Origin of the sequence: Rhodococcus sp. T9N, from assembly GCF_024436645.1 — a bacterium.
In the GTDB taxonomy this organism is placed as follows: Bacteria; Actinomycetota; Actinomycetes; order Mycobacteriales; family Mycobacteriaceae; genus Rhodococcus_F; species Rhodococcus_F qingshengii.
Window position 1 is genome coordinate 36,006 of the sequence record NZ_JAMSKS010000008.1, and the last position, 20,711, is coordinate 56,716.

Here is a 20,711-nt window from a genome sequence, read left to right on the forward strand (position 1 = left end):
TCTACGACTGCTCCTGCCAGACTGCCTTCGCTCCGCTCTCACCGATGCGATAGACCTGAACCATCGAACCCACTGCCGCGACAACTGCGATCGCCGCTATCGCGACTGTCACGACTCGGAGAAGCGTCGAACTGTCGGACAGTGAAGTTCGTGCGCCTCGCCACTCGGTGAATCTATCGGTATGCAGGACCCACCATGTCGCCGCGAACACGAACACCGCGATGGACCAGATCAGAAGTTGATCACCGAGTTCGGCGTGAATCTCGATCAACTCGCTGTGAGGCGAATTGTGTTCGAGCCATTCACCTGCATCGGTGGTGATCGGTACGAGTATCAACGTGACGAGGGCGATGGCCGGTGGAAAGATCCCGAGCCTGCGCCGAGCACTCGGCCACAGAACGGAGCAGAGAACCAGAACCGCCGAGAGCGGAACCAACACGACAACGAAATGAACGAGGAGTGGGTGAGCGGGTAATCCGCCGATCGTGGTCAGGCCCATGTCGATCAACGTAGGCAGGATTTCTTGGAGAGTTCTGGGGACCCTGCTCGAACGTGCTCGGTGTCAACGAGCTACCGGCAGCACAATCTCGAAGGACGAGCCGACATCCGGTGTCGATTCGACGAAGACTTTCCCTCGGTGCGCGTGCGCGATCTCGCGAACCAAGGACAATCCGATGCCATATCGCCGGCTACCGGCGGGTTGAGTCGGGCCATGTGAGAATCGGTCGAACAGAATCGGAACCGCTTCAGATTCGATTCCGATTCCCGTATCGCTCACGCGGATTCTGACGTGGTCGCGATCTCGCTCGACGCGGAGAAGGACGTGGCCTCCTGGACGCTCGTGAGCAAGCGCATTGTCAACGAGCGCGAGAACCGCTCGGCGCAAAGCCGATTCGATCCCCAAGACCACTGGCTCTCCAGTTCCGGCCTTGCTCACGTCGACAGAGACGCCAGATTTCTGAGCATGATCGGCCACACTGTCACGGACCTTCTCACACACTGCCGCCATGTCCACTCGATTCCGGGGTTGTCCGCTGTCGTCCATCGATGCGGCCATCAACAGGTCCTCGATGACTTCGCCGAGGGCCCGAGTGTCGTCCACCAACCCGTTGAGCTGCGAAACAAGCTCAGAAGACTCGAGAGAGTCTCCGCGTCGAGCCAAAAGTTGTGCACGAGTGTGTAGTACGGTCAACGGCGCACGTAGTTCGTGCGATGCATCGGCGACAAAACGACGTTGCAACTCGAGCGCCTGTGTCAGTGGCTGAATCGCACGTCGGGACAACAACACCACTACGCCCACAGATGCGGCAATTCCGGTGAGTTCGGCAAATCCGAGTGCAAGAAGTAATCGCTGCCTTCCTGATTCATAGGGCTCGAGTGCCGCGATCACGACAACGCGACCTTCCGCACCGTCGGAGACGAGGGCCCTGAAGTTGCTGTCACCATCGGTGAAATCCGAATACCCAGCGGGCGCATCCAAGAGTTCCGCGGTACCGGTGGGGGCATGCGCGCTCACGGTCTCCACCCCATCATCGGAACGAAAGGCCAGCGACATACCGGGCGGCGGATCGTCCGCATCGTCTGCTGTGGCTGCAACCTCGGTCAGTGCAGAACGAATCTGACGATCCTGTGCCCGCGCATACCCCGCGTAGGACACCGCTCCGACGATCAGCAACACGGCACCGAGAGCAATGGCGGCTTGGACCGCAGCTGAACGTCCGGCTCGCCGTAGACGCACCTCGTCACCGAACCCGATCCCAGACGACTGCCTGTCCTTGTTTTTGCTGCGGACAATCATGATCCGAGCCGGTATCCGAGTCCGTGGACGGTGGCTACGACGTCCCTGCCCAGTTTCCGCCTGAGATAGTGGACATAAGTGTCAACGGTGCCTGGAGTATCGGCACTTCCGAAGACACGCCCCAGAAGCTGAGTCCGAGAAAAAACCTGCCCAGGCGATGCGCACAGAAACCCGAGCAGTTCGCTCTCGCGTTCGGACAACGAGGTCACCGATCCGGACTCGGTGTCGGTAGCCGTCCGGTTCACTCGATCGATTTCCCACCTTCCAACCACGATCGGCACTATGGACGTTCGGCGACGCAACAGCGCACGCATTCGAGCCAACAACTCGGGAATCTCGAAGGGCTTGACCAAGTAGTCCTCGGCACCGGCATCGAGTCCCTCCACTCGATCGGCAACGGAACCGCGAGCAGTGAGGATCAACGACGGTACTGAGCAATCCCTCGCCCGGAGGGTTCTGAGCAATTCCACACCGTCGATGACCGGCACTCCACGATCGAAAACGAAAGCATCGTAGCTGCGGGTCAACGCCAGATGCAGACCGATTTGTCCGTCGTGCGCCACGTCGACCTCGTGCCCTTCCTCCTCGAAGAGGTCCGCAAGCAGGCCCGCCAATTGCCGGTCGTCCTCGACAAGAAGAATTCGTGGTTTCGCGCCCATGCCTGCGAGCCTGCCACGTCCGTTCTGAGAACTCTCCAAGATTGCACCGCGATCGTGGAACTCGGAACTCTCCGACGGCACGACCGATTCCCCGCAGCTTCACAGCAGACGTGCAGCCCCGGACAAGCACCTCGGCCGATTGTTGAGTTCTCAATCGAACCTTCGAGAGCAGGCATCAGATGGATACACCGGAAGACGGATTTCGACGCACCCGAATCGTCACCGGGGCCCTCGTGGCATTCGGAGTCGTGGGCGTTGTCGGCGGAACAGTACTTGCCTATTCGGATACGCAGGCCACGCCGATCACAGCGACCACAGACGAAACCAAGCAATCGAGCAGTGCACCTGGCGGCAATTCGACTCCGAACTCGCAATCGAAAACTACCTCAACCGCGGCGGCACCGAAGACCTCGAGCGGAAGTTCTACTCCCCACGCTCGATCGGCCGGATCGTGACCACCTCCCTGAGCGTCGCGAGTTCCATGTGGAGGGTGTGGGGCCTCGAAGCCACGGTCGTGGTGACAAAACCCGAGGCGATTCCATCTGCCAGGTCGATAATCGACGAGCGCCTTCTCGAAATAGAATTGGCATGCAGTCGATTTCGTGACGATTCAGAGATTCGAGCTCTCGAAAAGTCGACAGGCCTACCGGTCGAAGTGAGTAGCACGCTTGCCCGGCTGATCCAGACAGCACTCGATGGCGCCGAGTGCACGGACGGCGCCGTCGACCCGACCATCGGCGCAGCGCTCGTCGCGCTCGGATACGACCGCGATTTCGCGCAGATCGAAGGCAGGGACGTGCCGATCAAGACATCGTTCGTCTCTACTCCGCAGTGGACCTCGGTCAAACTCGACGGACAAAAGGTCACAGTTCCCTCGGGCGTCCAACTCGACCTCGGGGCAACGGCAAAGGCCCTCGCAGCAGACGAATGTGCGCACGCCGTCAGCATGTCACTCGACTGCGGTGTCCTGGTGTGCCTCGGCGGAGACATCGCTACCGCCGGACCGGCGCCGGACGGTGGGTGGATCGTTCTCGTCCAAGACGGCGACGACGCCCCGGCCGATACGGTCGCCATTCCAGGCGGGACAGCCATCGCTACATCCAGCACCAGGAAGCGTCGATGGTCGCAAAACGGTAGACACGTGCACCACATCGTCGATCCGCGGAGTGGCACCAGCGTTGATGCCGCATGGCAGACGGTCACCGTCGGCGCGGACAGTTGTGTGTCGGCAAACCTCGCGAGCACCGCATGCATCGTCCGAGGTTTCGAAGGTGCGCGGGACCTCATGAACACGGGCCTACCGGTGCGACTGGTGGACCGTGCAGGTGAGATCCGCCTACTGAACGGATGGCCGACGGAAGATGCGGTCGCCACCGGCAGACGGGAACCCTAGTCGTGGACGAAGCACTGTGGGCATTGGGTCGAGGGACAGGTATCACCGCTCTCGTGTTCATGACGATGTCGATGGTTCTCGGAATCGTCACACGGTCTGGGAGAGCTCTAGCGGGACTACCTCGATTCGGCGTGCAGAACGTGCACAGGGACGCCGCCTTGATCGGGGTGATCCTCGTAGTCGTACACATGCTGGCACTGTTGGCCGATCCGTACGCACAACTGAAACTCGTCGACTTCGTCTTCCCCTTCCTGGGTAACTATCGTGCCTTCTGGCTCGGACTGGGCACCCTTGCGTTCGATGTTCTGTTAGCGGTGTCCTTGACAGGACTACTGCGAAATCGCCTAGGAAACAGAATTTTTCGCGTCGTTCATTGGAGCGCGTACGCTCTGTGGCCGATCGCGTTCGCGCACGGACTGGGAAACGGAACGGACTCAGGACACACGTGGTTTCTCGCCATCGCCATCGGATCGGCCGTCGCGGTGACCGGAGCAGTTCTCTGGCGACTCCGGACAGACTTCGTCGAATTCTCGACCCTGCGCCTCATGGAAAGGACGTGACGTGACAACCGAATCCACCTATGCGGGCCTTCTCGCCGCATGCTCACCCGATCTAGCCACCCACACGGCCCTCCACGGCCACAACCCACGCTCGTCGCCGGGTACCTTGAGCCGCCTACTCGCCGATGCCGGTCTCCACGGGAAAGGCGGGGCGGCATTTTCGACTGCGCGAAAACTCGATTCCGTAACTGGACGGCGTGTTGTGGTTATCGCAAACGGTAGCGAAGGCGAACCGCTCAGCGACAAGGATGCAGTTCTTCTCGAACGTGCGCCGCACCTCGTCCTCGACGGCTTACAACTCGTCGCACACGAGTGCGGAAGCGAAGAAACATATCTGTACGCAGGATCGCAACTGCTTCAATTCGTACGGAATGCGTTGAAAGAAAGAAGGACTGCCGGGCTGACCGAGCCTTTGGTCACACTCGTGGCTTCACCGAAGACATTCATCAGCGGCGAGACATCCGCGGTAGTCGGAACGATCGAAGGCCGAGCACCCATTCCTCGAGACCGCTCGGTACACAGCACCGTGGCCGGGCTGAACGGACGGCCCACAGTGGTTCACAATGTAGAGACACTGGCGCACATCGCTCTCATCGCCCGATACGGACCCGAGTGGTTCCGCACGCGAGGGCTGGGCGACGCGTCGGGGACGACCTTGATCACCCTGTCAGGCGATGTGACCGTGAGTGGTGTCGTCGAGATCCCGATGGGAATTCCATTGGATCAGTTGGTGACCCAGTATGCGCGTACTGATACTCCGTCTATCAGAGCAGTCCTCGTCGGCGGGTTTCACGGAGGTTGGATCGATGCGCAAGACTTGCCAACCACCACCATGACAACAACGGCTTTGGTGACGGTCGGTGCTTCGCTCGGCGCCGGAGTCATTCACGTACTGGGTCACGCAAGGTGTGGTCTGAAGACTTCGGCCGACATCGTTGAGTATCTCGCCGATCAAAGCGCTCGGCAGTGTGGACCGTGCATCAACGGAATGCCCCGACTGGCACGCGCGTTATCCGAGATTGCCTATCGCTCAGGGTCGGTCCATACCCAGGAGTCGATCCGATATCTGGCAGATCTGGTCGAGGGGCGTGGAGCATGCAAACATCCGGACGGGGCAGTGAGATTGGTGAGGAGCTCCCTTCACGTTTTCCAGCACGATCTCCGAATGCATGCCGCAGGAGCCTGCGAGGTCAACACACGGATGGGAGCGGCATCATGAGCACAAAATCGCCCAAAGTCCTACACATCGATTGGACTACATGTGAAGGTCGAGGACTGTGCACAGAATTGCTGCCGACCCTGCTGACGCGCGACGAATGGGGATATCCACTCCCACACGATCGCCGACGTGAGCCACACATTCCCGCCGAACTCGAAACGGATGCCCAACGCGCCGTCAAACTCTGTCCCAGAGCGTCATTGAGGGTTCTCTCGGGTCAGGATCGATGAAAATCTGTTTCCATGCACAGATCCCGACTCCGCAATCAGTCCATACTGTCGACATCGATCATCGACCGCCGAGCGGCAGCGCTCCCCCACCGACGGGGTAGGGAGGGAGCGTTCCCGCAAGTGTCGGTGTCAATGTGGTCGCAGACGGATCGGAACGACCGAGAGTGAATTTCCGAACTTCGGCACCACTTCCGTCGCTGCCGCTGACGAGGAGATCCGCGCCGGTGGTCGTGCTCGTCGTGGCTACTCCGACACCCGTCCCTGGACCGGCGAACGGATCGAAGGATGCAACTTCCCGAAACACCACGTCCGTCGAATGATGATCTGGGCTCTCCAGGTACATCTCGGGCGCACCGTCGAGCCTCGATCCACTCGAGAAGACGCGGACGGATCCTTCGCCTCCGAGCATGCCTGCCACTATCGACTTTGCTCCGCCCTCGGCGCCGGCCACCCAACCCGTCGACAGAGACACCCCGTCGCGGTAGTCCTGATCGAATGCCAAGAACTGTGATGTCGTTGCCGGACCAGCCGTATGACCTGCGTGTTCATCGGAGCCGCCCTGCGCAGCCGCCGTCGGTTCGTACAGGTCGTAGCGGAACGTCTTGATCAAGGGCTCCTCGCCCGCACCGGGTGCTGTCACGATGCTCGCTCGACCGGAGTGACTGTCAACCATTCCGGTTGCGAACGTGACTCCGCTACTCGATCCCGGGTACGGCGAGAACGAACCGAATTCTGTGGGTGCGGACCTCTTGTCCGCCGGAAGGTCGGTGGAGTAGATCTTGACCTGCGACTCCATCCCTGGGCCTGATGCAACGATGATGTTGTCTGCCAGTGCATTTCCGTCGATGTCGACACCGCCGACGTTCACTCCACCGCGGAAACCCACATCGAAGGGGGCGAATCTTGCCAACTCGTCGGTGAACGGCACGCCGCCGACTGCGTTGTACGCCACCACTTCCGGAGCCGAGCCTGCACCTGTTCCAGCGACCAGATCAAGCACCATGTCTCCGTTCACGTCCGCCATCGCAACACTCGGGGTGCCTTCGAACGACGGGAAGGGCGTCACAGCAGTGATCAGTTTGTCGCCGTTGGCATCGAATATCTGCACCTTGGCGGGCACGCCGGCCGAACCAGGTATCGCGACGGCATATGTCGATACCTCGGGAATCACGTTGACAGTCGCCATCAAACCGTTGTCCTCGTGGTTGAGTCGGTGGCAGTGAATCACAAAGGTTCCGGTGTACTCGGTGAACTTCGTTCGCAACGTCACTGACGCAGGCTCGAGAGCATTCTCATTCTCGTCAGTCACCGGAGCGGGCACGTTCACGTTGTCGATTCCCCAGGGCTGAACGCCCGTCGTGGTACCTGCGACGGGATCCACAACTTCCGTTACCTGGAAGTGGTTGACGTGAATATGCATCGGGTGTTCGTCGTTGTTGAGGTTCGTGATCTTCCATTCCTCAACGGAATTCAGTCGCGGTTGAATCAGCGGAATGTTGGGGAACGTGTTGTCGGCGAATTCGTAGGTGAAGGCCTTCGGATCGCTGTTGCTGGCCTTCTCGTTTCCGAACCCACCGGACACTGTGAGATTGCGGGTCACGTCGGGCGTCATCGCTGCGGTATCCACGAACGAGGTGTAGGTATCGAGCTTCTGTCCGAACTCGAAGGGAGTCGTCTTTCCTTCACCCTCGTCTGGCGTCGCACGGATCAACTGCTGAGTCGGGAACGTGAAGAATCCGTCCGCGTAACTGATCACCGACGGGTCGACGGTGACGGTTCCGAGTTCGGCGGGCGGATTGTCGGTACCGTTGTTGGTGTAGAGAATGCCTGGATTGCTCACCGGCTTTGCACCTTCGAGCGGTGGCATCTCCAGCACCAGATCGCCGGACTCCGGCATCGTCACTGCGATTGCGTATCGCGAGGCCGGCGGAATCACCAGCCTGGTTCCGTCCCCGTCCACGGGTGGCCTGACCTCGTCGAACGGGTTTCCGTCCTGCCCTACGATGGCGAACTTCGGATGGGCGCCGGTTGCGGTTTCCGTCAACGTGACCGGCATGTAGGCAAAGTCGCTGATGTTGGCAAGCACCCAGATCTCGGTCTGCCCCGGCTTCAGTTTCAGCGACGGCTGGAACTGACCGTTCACGGTGTACTGCACATCGCGTTGGTTGTCCGGCAGTGAAGGATCGGCCGGTACAGTCGTCGATTCACCCACGAAGCTCTGCAGATTGCCTGGAACGAATTGATTCTGTCCACGATGATTGGCCGGGGACAACGGTCCGGTGTACCAGTTGGTGAAATACTGCGCGCCCTCGGTGGTGTCCGAGAAATTCACCGGAGCAAGGCTCGGACGGTACGTCCCGTCGGCTAGTTCCGTACCGGCGGGTGGCGTCAACGTACTGACGAATTGGGGCCAGTTCGCGTCGTTGAGCTGTCGGCCCTTTCCTTTGCGGTCGAATACGAAGTTGTACTGCAGTGCCATATCGCGAATCGGAACGTCGTTTGCCGTCACGACAGGCAGATTGCCGTCCGGCCGGCCGATTTCCAGTAGCCCGGCCAGGCCCATGTACGTCTGCTGGGCGGTGAGGGTGTGCCGGTGACTGTGATACCAGTACAGACCGTTCGGCATCGTCCCCGGAATCGCGTAGTCGTACACGTTTCCCTGGCCGGCTGGAATGTTGAGCAACACGTTGTCCGCATTGCCGTCCGGACTCACGTGCACTCCGTGCGTGTGCAGATTCAGCGGAGCCGACGTCAGCGCCGGCGGATAGATCGGCACGCCCCCGCCCGCCGGTGTGAATGCCGGATCGTAGAAGTCCTGGATCGTGAGATCCTGCAAATCGTTGTCGTAATGAATGATCAATCGCTCTCCGGGATTGACGCGGAGAGTCGGCGCCGGATAGACGTCACTCGCCGAGGTCGATCCGTCCGACGCCGTACCGCGGATGACCTCGTACCCGAAGAGCAGAAAATTCGACACGGGCGCCGAAGCGGTATCGAGCGGAATCACTCCCTGATGAGCGGACAAGCGCACCTCGAGAACACCATCTCGGCTACTCAGTTTCACCGGCTCCCGATAGTCGACGGCGGTTCCGCCAGAGCCGTAATTGCCGCCCACCTCGGGCGCCGATTCAGCGGAGGTACACGCGGCCAACGCCATCGTCATGGACACCACAACTGCTGCGGCTAACGACTTTCGTCGCAGTGCGATCACTGGTTTCCCCGTTCCATGGTGGCGTGAGGTACGTCCGATCAGCGCTCACCAGCCTATCGAGAAAACATCGGCTGAACAGGATATTCACGACAAATCGCCCACCTAAGGCCTGCGTGAGTGCTGCACCTTGCAAGCAGTCTCAGCAAACCGATCAGAAATCGAGAAGCACAGCCACGGGACCCGCAATTACGTTGAAACACATGAACACACCACAGAAGTCCACTTCCGACCACACGTCGCCAATCCACACATCAGCAGGGAGCGCCCAGATGACCACCGCGAAATCCGTGATACTCGACGTTCCCGACCTCGCGGCAGCCGAAGCCTTCTACAACGCTCTCGGCGTCGGAGATCGAATCCAGCTACGCGAATCGAACGAACCGACAACAGGGTTTCGTGGGTACACCCTTTCGCTCGTCGTCTCCCAACCGAACATCGTCGACGCCTTCGTCGGCGCAGCACTCGCAGCCGGTGCCACCGCCTTGAAGCCTGTGAAGAAATCCCTCTGGGGATACGGCGGAGTCGTCCAGGCTCCAGACGGTTCGATCTGGAAGATCGCCACGTCGTCGAAGAAGAACGACGGGCCGGCCACCCGCACGATCGACAGCCTCGTGCTGCTGCTCGGCGCCGAAGACGTCAAGGCCAGCAAGCAGTTCTACCTCGACCGCGGACTCGAGGTGTCCAAGAGCTTCGGTCGCAAGTACGTCGAATTCACCAGTGCAGCAAACAATGTGACACTCGCACTGTATGGTCGCCGCGCTTTGGCAAAGGATGCCGGGGTTGCTCCGGAAGGCACCGGATCACACCGTCTGACCGTTGCCGGCACGTCTGAAACCTTCACAGACCCAGACGGTTTCGCCTGGGAAGCCGCCTGCGCTTGACATCAAGCACAGATCACCGGGAAGGCGGCCGGTATCAGACTTCGGAGTTGGCCGCGTCATGCGCCGGGTACGCATGCACCAAGGCAGTAGCGAGTTTGGGCACCGCGTGAGTGAGCGAATGCTCGGCGCTGTGTGCAATCGCATGAGCTTCGGCAAGTGTTGCCCGGGGATCGATGTCGAGTTCTGCATCGGCATGCAGTCGGTGTCCGATCCACCGCATCTTCAGATCACGAACACCGAGGACTCCAGGTTCGTGCATCAATGCATGCTCTGCGTCGTCCACCAACTCAGGTTCGACGCCGTCCATCAACCTCCGGAAGACGTCTCGCGCTGCAGTCCTGAGCACCGCCACGATGGCAACGGTGATGACAAGGCCGATGATCGGATCTGCCAACGGGAAACCCAGCGCAACTCCCCCCGCCCCCAGAAGGACTGCGAGCGAAGTGAATCCGTCGGTCCGAGCATGCAATCCATCGGCCACCAGGGCCGCTGAACCGATTTGCCTGCCGACCCTGATCCGATACAACGCCACCAATTCGTTTCCGATGAAACCGATCAAACCTGCCGCCGCTACCCAACCGAGGTGCTCGATCTCGACCGGGTTGATCAATCGCCTCACCGCCTCGACACCGGCGATCACTGCCGACAGTGCGATCATGGCGAGCACGAACAGTCCGGCCAAATCCTCCGCACGCCCGAAACCATAGGTATAGCGCCTGGTCGCAGCGCGCCGACCGAGCGCGAAGGCAATCCAGAGTGGGACTGCCGTGAGCGCGTCGGAGAAGTTGTGAATGGTGTCCGCCAGCAGCGCCACCGAACCCGAGATCGCCACGATCGCAACCTGAGCAACTGCGGTGACTCCGAGCGCGACAAGACTGATCTTGACCGCCCGGATGCCGATTGCGCTCGATTCCAATGCGTCGTCGACACTGTCGGCAGCGTCGTGACTGTGCGGCGAGAACACTTCGCGGACTGCCGATCGAAATCCCTTCGGCCCGTGGACATGGCGGTGGCCGTGGCCGTGGGACGTCTTGGGTTCGTGCGTCATGACGCACCTTCTTCTTGATCGGTCCGATCGACGTTCGCCGAGCGCTCCGGGTGTATCTCCCGAAGCTCACCTTCACTACGGTGATGCCCCGGCAACCCGGGTCCGGCATGCTCCGCATTGAAGACCGCATCCGTAACCAGTTGGCGCACATGGTCGTTCTCCAGGCGATAGAACACCGTCGTACCATCGCGGCGGGTTCGTACCAACCTTGCCATGCGCAATTTCGCCAGGTGCTGCGACACCGAGGGCGCCGGCTTGCCGACGCGTTCCGCCAGTTCGTTCACCGAGCACTCGCGGTCGACCAATGCCCACAAGACCTGCACACGGGTTGCGTCGGCCAGCATGCGGAACACCTCGACGACGAGGTCGACTTGATCATCGGGAAGCTTGCGGCGACAAACACCACTATCTGCGTTCATACGTAGATAGTAGATCATGCTGGACGCCGAAGATGACCTCTCGTCGATTCACCAGTTGTGCAAAGCTTGGCGGCAGAGCCCTTCGCCACTCGCAGACCGGGAGACAACGATGAGTACCGACGATTGGAACGCAGGAATCATTGCGGAATTTCGGGAGAACGAGGGCAAGGTAGGCGGCCCCTTCGAAGGTGCGCCCATGGTGTTGGTCCACCACACAGGACGCAAATCCGGACGCGATTTCGTGAGTCCCATGATGTATCTGGCAGACGAGCAGGATCCGAAGACCATCTACGTTTTTGCATCCAAGGCCGGTGCCCCGACCAATCCCGACTGGTACTACAACCTCGTTGCCACCGACCAGGCAGAGGTCGAGATCGGCACCGAAACATACCCGGTCTCCGTCAGCGAAGTAACCGGCGAGAAGCGTGACCGCATCTACGACGAGCAGGCCAGTCGATACCCGGGATTTGCCGAATACGCGGAGAAGACCGCTGGGATCCGCACAATCCCGGTGGTAGCCCTGACTCGCGCGTAAATCCTGGTAGCACCTCCCAGTCGTTTCCATTCGGAAACGGCTGGGATCGTTTGTACGGAATCAGGTCACTGAAGAGGCTTTCACCTCACCCTTCGCATGCCGTCCCAGCAGCACGTATCCTACCCAGGATCCGACAACCACTGTCGCCGCGAGCGCCTGTACAAGGCCTTCGATACTCGCCGGATAGAACACGCCGGTGATGTAGTGCGAGATGAATCCGGTGGACGGCAACTCCGCGATCCCGGCCATCCGGCGGGCCCAGTTCTCGAGATTGGTCAGCGGGCAGTCGTATCCGACCGCTATCGAACCGACTCCCCAGACGACTGCAAGAAGGTGGAAACCGATGGTACGACGCCACTTCCACGCCACGAACCCACCCAGCACCACATAGAGGACAAACCCGAAGTGAACGAACACCGTTACTACTTCGATGAGCCGATACACCATCGTCGTCTCCGCTCGTGGCGCGGAAGTCCCGCAACAACCAGACTAATCCGATGTTAGTCCTCGTAGAGGTGATCTACCCGGTGTATGCAGCGGTCGTGCGAGCAGCGGCGGCTGCAGCCGCATCCGGGTCGTCGCCCGATGCGATCGCAGCTTCGGCCCACAGTTCACTGCTTCCCGCGATGAATGCCTTGGCCTCGTCGCTCGCCGACCACTCGGGTGTCTCGAGTGGCGTCGCGATCCCCAGTTCCACGTGTCGAGCCAGCCCGAGCAGTCCCATGTCCCACCCGACGCCGACGGCACCTGGACCGTACTCGGCCCACCGATCCGGCTCCACGTCCGCGGCATGTTCGAAATCGAACAGAATTGCACGACGGCGCTCCTTGGTTCGGGAAAACTTCAGCTCAGTCGCTGCTGTAGATGTACCGCTACCTCTTCTCCAGCGGCGCTCTTGCCGATCGCCTTGCACAGCGCCACGCGCAGCGGAAGCCAGTGCGGTCCGTCGCCGGAGGGCATCAGCGTCGCCTCGAAGGGATGCTCACCATCGAGGGTTCCGAGCACCTTCACAGCGCGTCTGGTTCCCAGAAGTTCCGCCGAGGCGGGCACGGTCAAGAACGTTGCGAACGCACCGTCTTTCTCGATGGGAGCGGTGAACGAGTAATCGAGCGGTTGTGGAGTCTTGTCAGTGGCCATCTCGCGTCACTGCTCAGCAGCGAGCAGGACGTCGGTGTCGAAACACGTGTGAGTGCCGGTGTGGCAGGCGGCGCCCTCCTGATCGACGATCAGCAAGACGGAATCGCCGTCACAGTCGAGTCGCACCTCGTGGACGTACTGGGTGTGCCCCGACGTCTCACCCTTGACCCAGTACTGCTGCCGCGAGCGCGAATAGTACGTCCCCTTACGGGTTTCCAGTGTTCGCGCGAGCGCTTCGTCGTCCATCCACGCGACCATCAGCACATCACCGGTCGACTTCTCCTGCGCAACCGCGCTGAACAGTCCGGCGTCGTTTCGCTTCAGCTTCGCCGCGATTGCGGGATCAAGACTCATATGACGTTTATACCTTCCACCTGTGACTTCCGTGGAATTCCCCTGCACGGCCGCCCTAGAATGGAAGTTCCTTCGCTTCTCGCTCTGGAAGAAGATCCGACATGAACCATCAGCATCATGACGGTCCGCACCCGGAGTACATCTGCCATCTCGCGAACCCGAGTACCGATCGCGTCCGAACCCGCCACGTCGTTCTCGGCATCGGCCCAGGTGCTACCAGCAAGAATGTACTCAGCTACGCACTGACGCTTGCCGCCAAGGAGGATTCAGCCCTCCACGTCGTTCACTGCATCACGTCAGAGGACCTACCTGTCGAAACCGACTCACCAGAATTCGAAACGCGTCTGCACGACGAGATGGTGTCGCAACGCGAGCAGACAACCTCGGCACTTGCCTCGCACGCCGACACCTGGACGTACGACTGCACCTATGGAGACCCGGCCGGTGTCATTCTCGCAACCGCGGACAAATACGACGCATTTACCATCGTGATCGGATCTCCGCGAAAAGGCGCTGCCTCCGCGGTGAGCCGACTGATGCACATCTCGGTCACTTCCCGACTGAACCGGCAGAACCGTTATCCCGTGATATCGGTTCCGACCGGAGTCAGCTCGGCAAGATAGCCGAACGCGGGACAAGCCCGCCTAGATGATCGAATAGTCCTCGAGCGGAAAGCGTTTCGCTTCGACGAACGCATTCCGTGTAGACGTGGGCCGCAGAATCGCAGCCTCGCCGTGCTGATTGAAGTAATAGCTTCGTGCAGTCTGGCAACTACCGCCGTAGAAGACGGAGTCCGCCAGGTTCTCGGTCATCCGGTCGAGGAACTCGGCGTTGGCAGTTTCGGTGACCTCGAATGTTTCCGCGCCGCGCCGTTTCACCTCGCCGAGCAGTCGATCCATGTGCTGCATCTGGGATTCGATCGTCGTGAAGTAGGACAACCCGCTGTACGAGTACGGACTGGCGAGCGTGAGGAAGTTGGGGAAATACGGAACCGCGACCCCTTCGTAGGCCTGGAAACGGTTGTCGCGCCACCACTTACCGAGGTTTCGTCCCTCGCGACCGATAACCTCGATGGCTGGAAAGTTCACATCCCAGAGGTTGAATCCCGTTGCCAGCACCAAGGTGTCGATCTCGGTCTTGCGACCGTCGGCGGTGACGATTCCGTCGGCAGCGATGTGGTCGATCGGCGTCGTTTCGAGATGCACGTTGTCCTTGGTGAACGTACGGAAGTAGTTGTTGGAAAATGTGGGACGCTTGCACCCGAAGTCGTAGTCCGGTGTGAGTTGTTTGCGAAGGCTGGCGTCGCTGACCTGGGACCGCAGAAACGCACGTGATGCGGCCGCCGCACCCTTGTTCAACAGTTTGACCTGCTTGTAGTGAAGGACCGCGCTGACCATGATCATTTCTAGGATCGACGAACTGACAGCGCGGGCGATTCGCTGGGTGAGCGGAATACGCGAGAACAGCTTCTGCACTGCATTCGGAATGGAGACGTCGATCTTGGGAACCACCCAGATCGGGGTGCGTTGGTAGACGGTCAACTCTGCGGCCTGCCGCGCCACCTCGGGGATCAACTGCACAGCGGTGGCGCCGGTTCCGATGATTGCGGTCTTGGTGCCGGACAGATCGTAGGAATCGTCCCAGGCCGTGGTGTGGATGATCTTGCCGGCGAAGTCGTCGATACCGGAGATGTCGGGCCGATGCGGTTGCGAGAGGAAACCCGTCGCAGTCAGGAGGTACTTGGCAGTGATGTCCGGCGCGCCTTCGACGGATACGACCCAGTGCGAGGAATCCTCGTCCCAGCGGGCTCCGTTGACCACGGCACCGAACGTCATGTGCTTCCGCAGATCGTACTTGTCCGCGACGTGATCGGCGTACTTCTTCAGTTCCGCGCCCGGTGCGAAAAGCCTGGACCAGTTCGGATTGGGCTCGAACGAATACGAGTAGGTGACCGACGCGATGTCGACAGCCAGACCGGGATAGCGGTTGACGTGCCAGGTTCCACCCAGATCGTCCTCGCGCTCGAGGATCGCCAGGTTGTTCAGGCCCAGCCGCTTGAGTTGAATGGCCGCACCCATTCCGCCGAAGCCCGCCCCCACCACAACTGCGTCGTACTGCACTGCCATCGGAGAATCCCTCTCGTGAACTGCACATCAGAAAAACTGCACATCAGAAACTGACACGTCATTCCGTTATTGAGAACGGTATCATTCCTGATGTGACGAAGGCCATGACCAGAGCGGAACGAAAAAAGGCGGAATTGCGCCGCGAGATCATCGACGCATCATTCGAGTGCTTCGCGGAACGCGGCTACCACGCGACCGGAATTGCCGATATCGCAACAACTCTCGGAATCGGTCACGGGACCTTCTACCGGTACTTCGAGAACAAGCGCGACATCATCGACCACGTCATCGACGATCTGATCGCAAAGATCATCAGCGCACTCGCCGTCGAAAATGCCCCTGACGCAGCAAATACATTGGACGAGTACCGCGCCCAGGTCGGTCGCATCGCCGAAGCGCTCCCCCGCATCTTCTTCGACGACCCGCGCATTCCGCGGGTTCTGCTCTTCGAGACGACAGGCGTCGACGCCGATCTCACTGGCCGGATGCTCGATCTACTCGACCAGTCGGCATCCTTGACCGCGGCGTACCTGCATCACGGAGTCGAATGCGGCTATCTACGCGCCGACCTCGACGTCGACAACACTGCGCAGGCCGTCAACGGCATGATGCTGGCAAGTGCGATTCAAGGATTGCGAGCCGGTTCGTCCGTCGACTGCACGGCGTTGAACCAAGCCATCAGCCGCCTCATGTTCGACGGAATCCGCGCCGAGAACGCCTAGCGAACGACGATTCTCTCGGCACGCATCGCATCCTTGACCTCCGGGATGCTCAGATCGCCGAAGTGGAAGACACTTGCTGCGAGAACTGCGTCTGCGCCCGCTTCGACTGCAGGGGCAAAGTGCTCGACCAGGCCGGCACCGCCACTGGCGATCACCGGTACGTGGACTGCCGCCCGGACAGCGCGGATCATCAGAAGGTCGAAGCCCGCTTTGGTGCCGTCGGCATCCATCGAGTTGAGCAGGATCTCCCCCACTCCCAACTCTGCACCACGCTCGGCCCACTCGACAGCGTCGATCCCGGTGCCGCGCTTGCCCCCGTGCGTCGTGACCTCCCACCCCGACGGTGTGTCCGGCTGCCCCTGGGGAACGGTGCGGGCATCGACCGAGAGGACGATGCACTGCGAGCCGAAACGCTCACTCAGTTCCTTCAGCAGTTCCGGGCGCGCAATCGCCGCGGTGTTCACGCTGACCTTGTCGGCACCGGCACGCAGCAGACGATCGACATCCGCGACCGTGCGCACTCCACCGCCGACGGTCAGAGGAATGAAAACCTGCTCGGCAGTGCGACTTACGACGTCGAGCATCGTGCCGCGATCCGACGTGGAGGCGGTCACGTCCAGGAAGGTCAGTTCGTCGGCGCCCTGAGCGTCGTACGCTGCCGCGAGTTCCACCGGATCTCCGGCGTCGCGAAGATTCTCGAAATTGACACCCTTGACCACTCGCCCGGCGTCGACGTCGAGGCACGGAATCACACGAACTGCGAGGGTCATGACTGTGGTCCTCCTGAGGACGAAGCGCGCGGATCACCGAGCGCGTTGAGGATATCGAGAATCTCACCGTGGATGCCCGGAGCGGCAGCGAGCACCGACTCCGATTCTACGGTCCACGGGCGGCCGGCCAGGTCGGTGACCACCCCGCCCGCACCGCGAACGAGCGCGACCCCGGCCGCGTTGTCCCACGCGTTGCGGCCGTAGACGATCGCACCGCCCAGGATGCCGGCCGCGGTGAAGGCCAGATCGACTCCGGTTGAACCGTGTATCCGGATCCGCGAGGACACCTTGCTGATCTCGGCGAGGAGGTCGAGACGGAAACTGCCGGGGATCCGCCCTCGACTGTTGACGTTGAGCGCACCCAAGCCGACGATCGACGACGCCAGATCGGTTGGCTCCAGCGGCGGTACGGCGATTCCATTGACCAACAACGGACCGCCGGCGCGAGTCGCGTACGTGTGACCGATCAATGGAAGCCAGGTCAATCCGAGCACCGGGACACCGTCGTCGAGAAGCGCCAACAACGTTCCGGCAGTGGGCAATCCGGCCGAGTAGTTGAAAGTACCGTCAACGGGGTCGAGAACCCAGACGAGCCCGGAACCGACGTCGGGACCGCCGAATTCCTCGCCGTGCACCTCGATGCCGGTCTGCTCGAACAACTCCGCGGTCAACCGCTTCTCGAGCGCAAGATCGACCTCGGTGGCAAAATCACCCCAGCCCTTGCGGACCGCACTCGGGGCGCCGACACCGGAGACGAACTGATCGTGGACGCCGTCGAGAAGCCGACCCGCAATCGCGAGAAGTTCGTCGAGGTCACGCGTCGGAGTCATCTGGAAAATCTATCCGGAAACTGCTGCCAGTGCTTCGGGGAGAGTGAAGCGACCGGCATACAATGCCTTGCCCACGATCGCGCCCTCGACACCCTGATCAACCAGGCTGGAAATGGCGAGTAGATCCTCGATGGTCGACACACCACCGGAGGCGACGACGTGCGCGTCGGTGACCGCGCAGACCTGGCTGAGAAGTTCGAGATTGGGACCGGTGAGTGTGCCGTCCTTGGAGACGTCGGTGACGACGTAACGAGTGCAGCCGTCACGGTCCAGACGCGCGAGGGTCTCCCACAGATCGCCGCCGTCGGTGACCCAGCCGCGACCACGGGTGCGGTACTGACCGTCGACGAGACGAACATCGAGGCCGACAGCGATCTTGTCGCCGTACTTGGCCAATGCACGCGCACACCACTCGGGATCCTCGATAGCGGCAGTACCGAGATTCACGCGAGCACAGCCGGTGGCCAGTGCGGCTTCCAGGGAAGCGTCGTCGCGGATTCCACCGGACAGTTCCACCTTGACCGTCAGGTCGCCGATGACGCCGGCCAACAGTTCACTGTTGGACCCACGCCCGAAAGCAGCGTCGAGGTCGACAAGATGCACCCATTCGGCACCGTCGTTCTGCCACGCAAGAGCAGCGTCGCGGGGCGACCCGTAACCGGTCTCACTTCCCGCCTCTCCTTGCACGAGGCGAACAGCTTCACCGTTGACGACATCTACAGCAGGCAAAAGGACCAGGCTCACGTGCGGTAACCCTAGTAGGTCAGGACCTCGAACCGTCTTCCGGGTCACCGAACGCTTTTCGGGTCATCCGCTTGGATACGACGCCCATTGCCGCAATCGCAGCGGCGACCCCCACGAGACCGATCACGAGGCCGACGCCCGGCGATGGTTTGAGAACAACGATGACGACAGTTGCGACCGTCAGCGCAGCCACAGCGGCGCCGAGCGAGAACAACGCCAGACGGGCGAGGGAGAAATCGTCACCGCGGTTCGGTCCGGATCCCCCGGTCACAAACTCTGCACCCAGTTGCTCAGCAGCTCGGCGCCCGCGTCACCGGATTTCTCGGGGTGGAACTGCGTTGCCGACAACGCACCGTTCTCGACGGCAGCGAGGAACTTTCCGCCGTGATCGGCCCATGTCAGCTTCGGGGGTGCAATGTGCTCGGACGGCGCGAGCTCCCAACTCTGCACACCGTAGGAGTGGACGAAGTAGAAGCGGGTATCGGCGTCTATGCCCTTGAACAGGGTGCTGGACTCCGGAGCCTCCACGGTGTTCCAGCCCATGTGCGGCAGGACCTCTGCTTGCAGCCTCTCCACGGTGCCGGGCCATTCGCCACAGCCCTCCGCCTCGACACCGAATTCGACTCCCCGGTCGAACAGAATCTGCATGCCGACGCAGATGCCCAGCACCGGTCGGCCACCGGCCAGGCGTCTGCCGATGATTCGGTCACCCTGCACTGCACGCAGACCTTCCATGCAGGCCGCGAACGCGCCGACGCCGGGCACCACGAGACCGTCGGCCGCCAGTGCAACCTTCATGTCGTTGGTCACCTCCACCTGCGCCCCGGTGCGCGCCAGTGCGCGAGTAGCCGAATGCAGGTTGCCGGAGCCGTAATCGAGTACAGCAATCGTGGAAGCGCTCATGCCCCAACTCTATCGGGCAACCCTGCTGCCGATCACTTTGCCGCCCGCGGCCAGTGCCGGGAGCAGAGCGACAACGACCGCGGAGACCGCGAAGACCCACGCATAGCCGGCAGTCGTGGCCACGAATCCCAACGCCAGTGCACCGATTCCGGTGCCGGCGTCGTAGCCGATGTTCCAGATCGCGCTGGCGGATCCGAGTTGCCTCGGGCCGGCAGCCTGAAACGCCATGACCAAGGACTCGTTCTGTACCGCCCCGAACCCCAGCCCGAAAAGGACCGCCGCGCAGAACAAGACCGGCGTCGACCCGCCGTCGACGTTGATCGCGAACAGCACCAATCCGATGGTCGACGACGCCAATGCCGGCGCGAGTGTCCGACCACTGCCGAGACGATCGGCGATCAGGCCCGCCGAGTACCGGCCGATCAACATCGATCCACTGGCGGTCGCCAACACCACACCTGCAACGGCCGCGCGCTCCGAGATTGCGATCGGCAGTAGAGACGACAGCCCGCCGAACGACGCGGACACGCACGCCAGAGCGAGCACCGGAACCAAGACGGCGAACACACTCAGTCGAACGGATTCCCCGGTCGGCTGGGCGAAGATCTTCGGCAACCCGGCAATGGCCACCAGCGCGAGCGCCGGGATCAGCGCACCGAGGACGAACACCGGTGTCGCCGACCACCGTTCCATGATCGCAAGCCCCAGCGGAAGCCCCGCCATTTGTGACGCTGCGATCGCGATTCCCTGAGCACCGGTGGCACGGCCCAGAATTCGTTTGGGCGCCAACTCCGCCACCAGTGCACTGCCGGCCACCGTCAGCATGCCGAAACCGATGCCACGCACCGCGGAAACCGCCAGGACAGGGCCGGCGTCGGCCGAGATCAACAGCACCAACGACGGTGGGCCGAGGAGCAGACACCCGACCGCCAGCACGCGCCGGTAGCCCTGCGTCCGCAACAACCGAGGCACGAGCAGTTGCGTCAAGACCGTGGCCGCCATGAAGACACCGGTCACCGATCCGGCAAGCGCATCCGATCCGCCGGACTGCGCAACCAGCAACGGCACCACCGGCAACAGCAACGACCAGCCACCGAAAGCTGCTGCCGCCATGATCAGGACACCGATCATGCCCGGAGTGCGAAGCAACCCCGGCGATGGAGCAGGATCTT

General features: G+C 61.4%; 26 protein-coding genes. 9 read left to right on the forward strand and 17 right to left on the reverse strand.

Features of this window, described 5'->3' with window-relative positions:
* Position 1: 1 nt before the first annotated feature.
* The 3 genes from M1L53_RS15125 to M1L53_RS15135 all read right to left on the reverse strand — a co-directional run bounded on the left by M1L53_RS15125 (position 2) and on the right by M1L53_RS15135 (position 2,538).
* The gene (locus M1L53_RS15125) at positions 2–499 is read right to left on the reverse strand and encodes a DUF2231 domain-containing protein (RefSeq protein ID WP_021333643.1); all 498 of its coding nucleotides are present in this window, start codon (positions 497–499) and stop codon (positions 2–4) included.
* A gap of 63 nt (positions 500–562) precedes the next feature.
* Entirely contained in the window at positions 563–1,798 is a 1,236-nt protein-coding gene (locus M1L53_RS15130) for a cell wall metabolism sensor histidine kinase WalK (RefSeq protein WP_082900856.1), read from the reverse strand.
* Positions 1,795–2,538, reverse strand: a complete 744-nt coding sequence (locus tag M1L53_RS15135) for a response regulator transcription factor (RefSeq protein ID WP_021333645.1) — start codon at positions 2,536–2,538, stop codon at positions 1,795–1,797. The genes M1L53_RS15130 and M1L53_RS15135 overlap by 4 nt, the downstream gene beginning before the upstream one ends.
* 98 nt (positions 2,539–2,636) lie before the next feature.
* On the opposite strand from M1L53_RS15135, the gene M1L53_RS15140 reads away from it, so the two are divergent.
* Genes M1L53_RS15140 through M1L53_RS15160 form a run of 5 tightly spaced genes read left to right on the forward strand, consistent with a single transcriptional unit; the run spans position 2,637 to position 5,859 of the window.
* The gene (locus tag M1L53_RS15140) at positions 2,637–2,912 is read left to right on the forward strand and encodes a hypothetical protein (RefSeq protein WP_021333646.1); all 276 of its coding nucleotides are present in this window, start codon (positions 2,637–2,639) and stop codon (positions 2,910–2,912) included.
* Positions 2,909–3,850, forward strand: coding sequence for an FAD:protein FMN transferase (locus M1L53_RS15145; RefSeq protein ID WP_021333647.1), 942 nt, complete (start codon positions 2,909–2,911; stop codon positions 3,848–3,850). The genes M1L53_RS15140 and M1L53_RS15145 overlap by 4 nt, the downstream gene beginning before the upstream one ends.
* Positions 3,851–3,852: 2 nt before the next feature.
* Positions 3,853–4,410, forward strand: coding sequence for a ferric reductase-like transmembrane domain-containing protein (locus M1L53_RS15150; RefSeq protein WP_054187195.1), 558 nt, complete (start codon positions 3,853–3,855; stop codon positions 4,408–4,410).
* Position 4,411: 1 nt separating this feature from the next.
* Positions 4,412–5,629, forward strand: coding sequence for an NADH-ubiquinone oxidoreductase-F iron-sulfur binding region domain-containing protein (locus M1L53_RS15155; RefSeq protein ID WP_231915780.1), 1,218 nt, complete (start codon positions 4,412–4,414; stop codon positions 5,627–5,629).
* Complete coding sequence (locus tag M1L53_RS15160) at positions 5,626–5,859, forward strand: ferredoxin (protein ID WP_082900857.1); 234 nt, start codon at positions 5,626–5,628, stop codon at positions 5,857–5,859. The genes M1L53_RS15155 and M1L53_RS15160 overlap by 4 nt, the downstream gene beginning before the upstream one ends.
* Positions 5,860–5,917: 58 nt before the next feature.
* On the opposite strand, the gene M1L53_RS15165 is transcribed toward M1L53_RS15160, so the two are convergent.
* Positions 5,918–9,070: a multicopper oxidase family protein gene (locus M1L53_RS15165; protein ID WP_261949228.1), complete on the reverse strand. Its 3,153-nt coding sequence runs from the start codon at positions 9,068–9,070 to the stop codon at positions 5,918–5,920.
* A 269-nt stretch (positions 9,071–9,339) separates the two neighbouring features.
* Here M1L53_RS15165 and M1L53_RS15170 point away from each other — a divergent pair, with 269 nt between their 5' ends.
* Positions 9,340–9,951, forward strand: a complete 612-nt coding sequence (locus tag M1L53_RS15170) for a hypothetical protein (protein WP_007732226.1) — start codon at positions 9,340–9,342, stop codon at positions 9,949–9,951.
* Positions 9,952–9,985: 34 nt separating this feature from the next.
* On the opposite strand, the gene M1L53_RS15175 is transcribed toward M1L53_RS15170, so the two are convergent.
* Positions 9,986–10,999: a cation diffusion facilitator family transporter gene (locus tag M1L53_RS15175; RefSeq protein WP_042449543.1), complete on the reverse strand. Its 1,014-nt coding sequence runs from the start codon at positions 10,997–10,999 to the stop codon at positions 9,986–9,988.
* Entirely contained in the window at positions 10,996–11,418 is a 423-nt protein-coding gene (locus M1L53_RS15180) for a metalloregulator ArsR/SmtB family transcription factor (protein ID WP_003942406.1), read from the reverse strand. The genes M1L53_RS15175 and M1L53_RS15180 overlap by 4 nt, the downstream gene beginning before the upstream one ends.
* A gap of 109 nt (positions 11,419–11,527) precedes the next feature.
* Here M1L53_RS15180 and M1L53_RS15185 point away from each other — a divergent pair, with 109 nt between their 5' ends.
* Positions 11,528–11,953: a nitroreductase/quinone reductase family protein gene (locus tag M1L53_RS15185; RefSeq protein WP_029255500.1), complete on the forward strand. Its 426-nt coding sequence runs from the start codon at positions 11,528–11,530 to the stop codon at positions 11,951–11,953.
* Positions 11,954–12,013: 60 nt separating this feature from the next.
* On the opposite strand, the gene M1L53_RS15190 is transcribed toward M1L53_RS15185, so the two are convergent.
* From M1L53_RS15190 to hisI, 4 genes are all read right to left on the reverse strand, one after another.
* Positions 12,014–12,400, reverse strand: a complete 387-nt coding sequence (locus tag M1L53_RS15190) for a DUF2784 domain-containing protein (protein ID WP_054187193.1) — start codon at positions 12,398–12,400, stop codon at positions 12,014–12,016.
* A gap of 73 nt (positions 12,401–12,473) precedes the next feature.
* Complete coding sequence (locus M1L53_RS15195) at positions 12,474–12,734, reverse strand: hypothetical protein (RefSeq protein WP_223304508.1); 261 nt, start codon at positions 12,732–12,734, stop codon at positions 12,474–12,476.
* Positions 12,735–12,796: 62 nt separating this feature from the next.
* Positions 12,797–13,090, reverse strand: a complete 294-nt coding sequence (locus tag M1L53_RS15200; RefSeq protein ID WP_054187192.1) for a DUF1905 domain-containing protein — start codon at positions 13,088–13,090, stop codon at positions 12,797–12,799.
* A gap of 6 nt (positions 13,091–13,096) precedes the next feature.
* On the reverse strand, positions 13,097–13,444 hold the full coding sequence (gene hisI, locus M1L53_RS15205) for a phosphoribosyl-AMP cyclohydrolase (protein ID WP_003942390.1): 348 nt from the start codon (positions 13,442–13,444) through the stop codon (positions 13,097–13,099).
* 101 nt (positions 13,445–13,545) lie between these two features.
* On the opposite strand from hisI, the gene M1L53_RS15210 reads away from it, so the two are divergent.
* Entirely contained in the window at positions 13,546–14,067 is a 522-nt protein-coding gene (locus tag M1L53_RS15210) for a universal stress protein (protein ID WP_054187191.1), read from the forward strand.
* A gap of 21 nt (positions 14,068–14,088) precedes the next feature.
* Here the strand turns inward: M1L53_RS15210 and M1L53_RS15215 are convergent, their stop codons facing one another.
* The gene (locus M1L53_RS15215) at positions 14,089–15,570 is read right to left on the reverse strand and encodes an NAD(P)/FAD-dependent oxidoreductase (RefSeq protein WP_054187190.1); all 1,482 of its coding nucleotides are present in this window, start codon (positions 15,568–15,570) and stop codon (positions 14,089–14,091) included.
* A gap of 104 nt (positions 15,571–15,674) precedes the next feature.
* On the opposite strand from M1L53_RS15215, the gene M1L53_RS15220 reads away from it, so the two are divergent.
* Positions 15,675–16,292: a TetR/AcrR family transcriptional regulator gene (locus M1L53_RS15220; protein ID WP_185744506.1), complete on the forward strand. Its 618-nt coding sequence runs from the start codon at positions 15,675–15,677 to the stop codon at positions 16,290–16,292.
* Here M1L53_RS15220 and hisF read toward each other — a convergent pair.
* Genes hisF through M1L53_RS15250 form a run of 6 tightly spaced genes read right to left on the reverse strand, consistent with a single transcriptional unit; the run spans position 16,289 to position 20,670 of the window.
* Positions 16,289–17,062, reverse strand: coding sequence for an imidazole glycerol phosphate synthase subunit HisF (gene hisF / locus M1L53_RS15225; RefSeq protein WP_054187188.1), 774 nt, complete (start codon positions 17,060–17,062; stop codon positions 16,289–16,291). The genes M1L53_RS15220 and hisF overlap by 4 nt on opposite strands.
* Complete coding sequence (locus M1L53_RS15230) at positions 17,059–17,892, reverse strand: inositol monophosphatase family protein (protein ID WP_003942414.1); 834 nt, start codon at positions 17,890–17,892, stop codon at positions 17,059–17,061. Before M1L53_RS15230 ends, hisF begins: the two co-directional genes overlap by 4 nt.
* Before the next feature lie 9 nt (positions 17,893–17,901).
* Positions 17,902–18,636, reverse strand: coding sequence for a bifunctional 1-(5-phosphoribosyl)-5-((5-phosphoribosylamino)methylideneamino)imidazole-4-carboxamide isomerase/phosphoribosylanthranilate isomerase PriA (gene priA, locus M1L53_RS15235; protein ID WP_003942371.1), 735 nt, complete (start codon positions 18,634–18,636; stop codon positions 17,902–17,904).
* A 19-nt stretch (positions 18,637–18,655) separates the two neighbouring features.
* A complete protein-coding gene (locus M1L53_RS15240) occupies positions 18,656–18,907 on the reverse strand; it encodes a hypothetical protein (protein WP_054187187.1) in 252 nt (83 codons plus the stop codon).
* A complete protein-coding gene (hisH, locus tag M1L53_RS15245) occupies positions 18,904–19,539 on the reverse strand; it encodes an imidazole glycerol phosphate synthase subunit HisH (protein WP_003942389.1) in 636 nt (211 codons plus the stop codon). Before hisH ends, M1L53_RS15240 begins: the two co-directional genes overlap by 4 nt.
* A gap of 9 nt (positions 19,540–19,548) precedes the next feature.
* Complete coding sequence (locus M1L53_RS15250; RefSeq protein ID WP_042449554.1) at positions 19,549–20,670, reverse strand: MFS transporter; 1,122 nt, start codon at positions 20,668–20,670, stop codon at positions 19,549–19,551.
* Between the last annotated feature and the right edge of the window lie 41 nt (positions 20,671–20,711).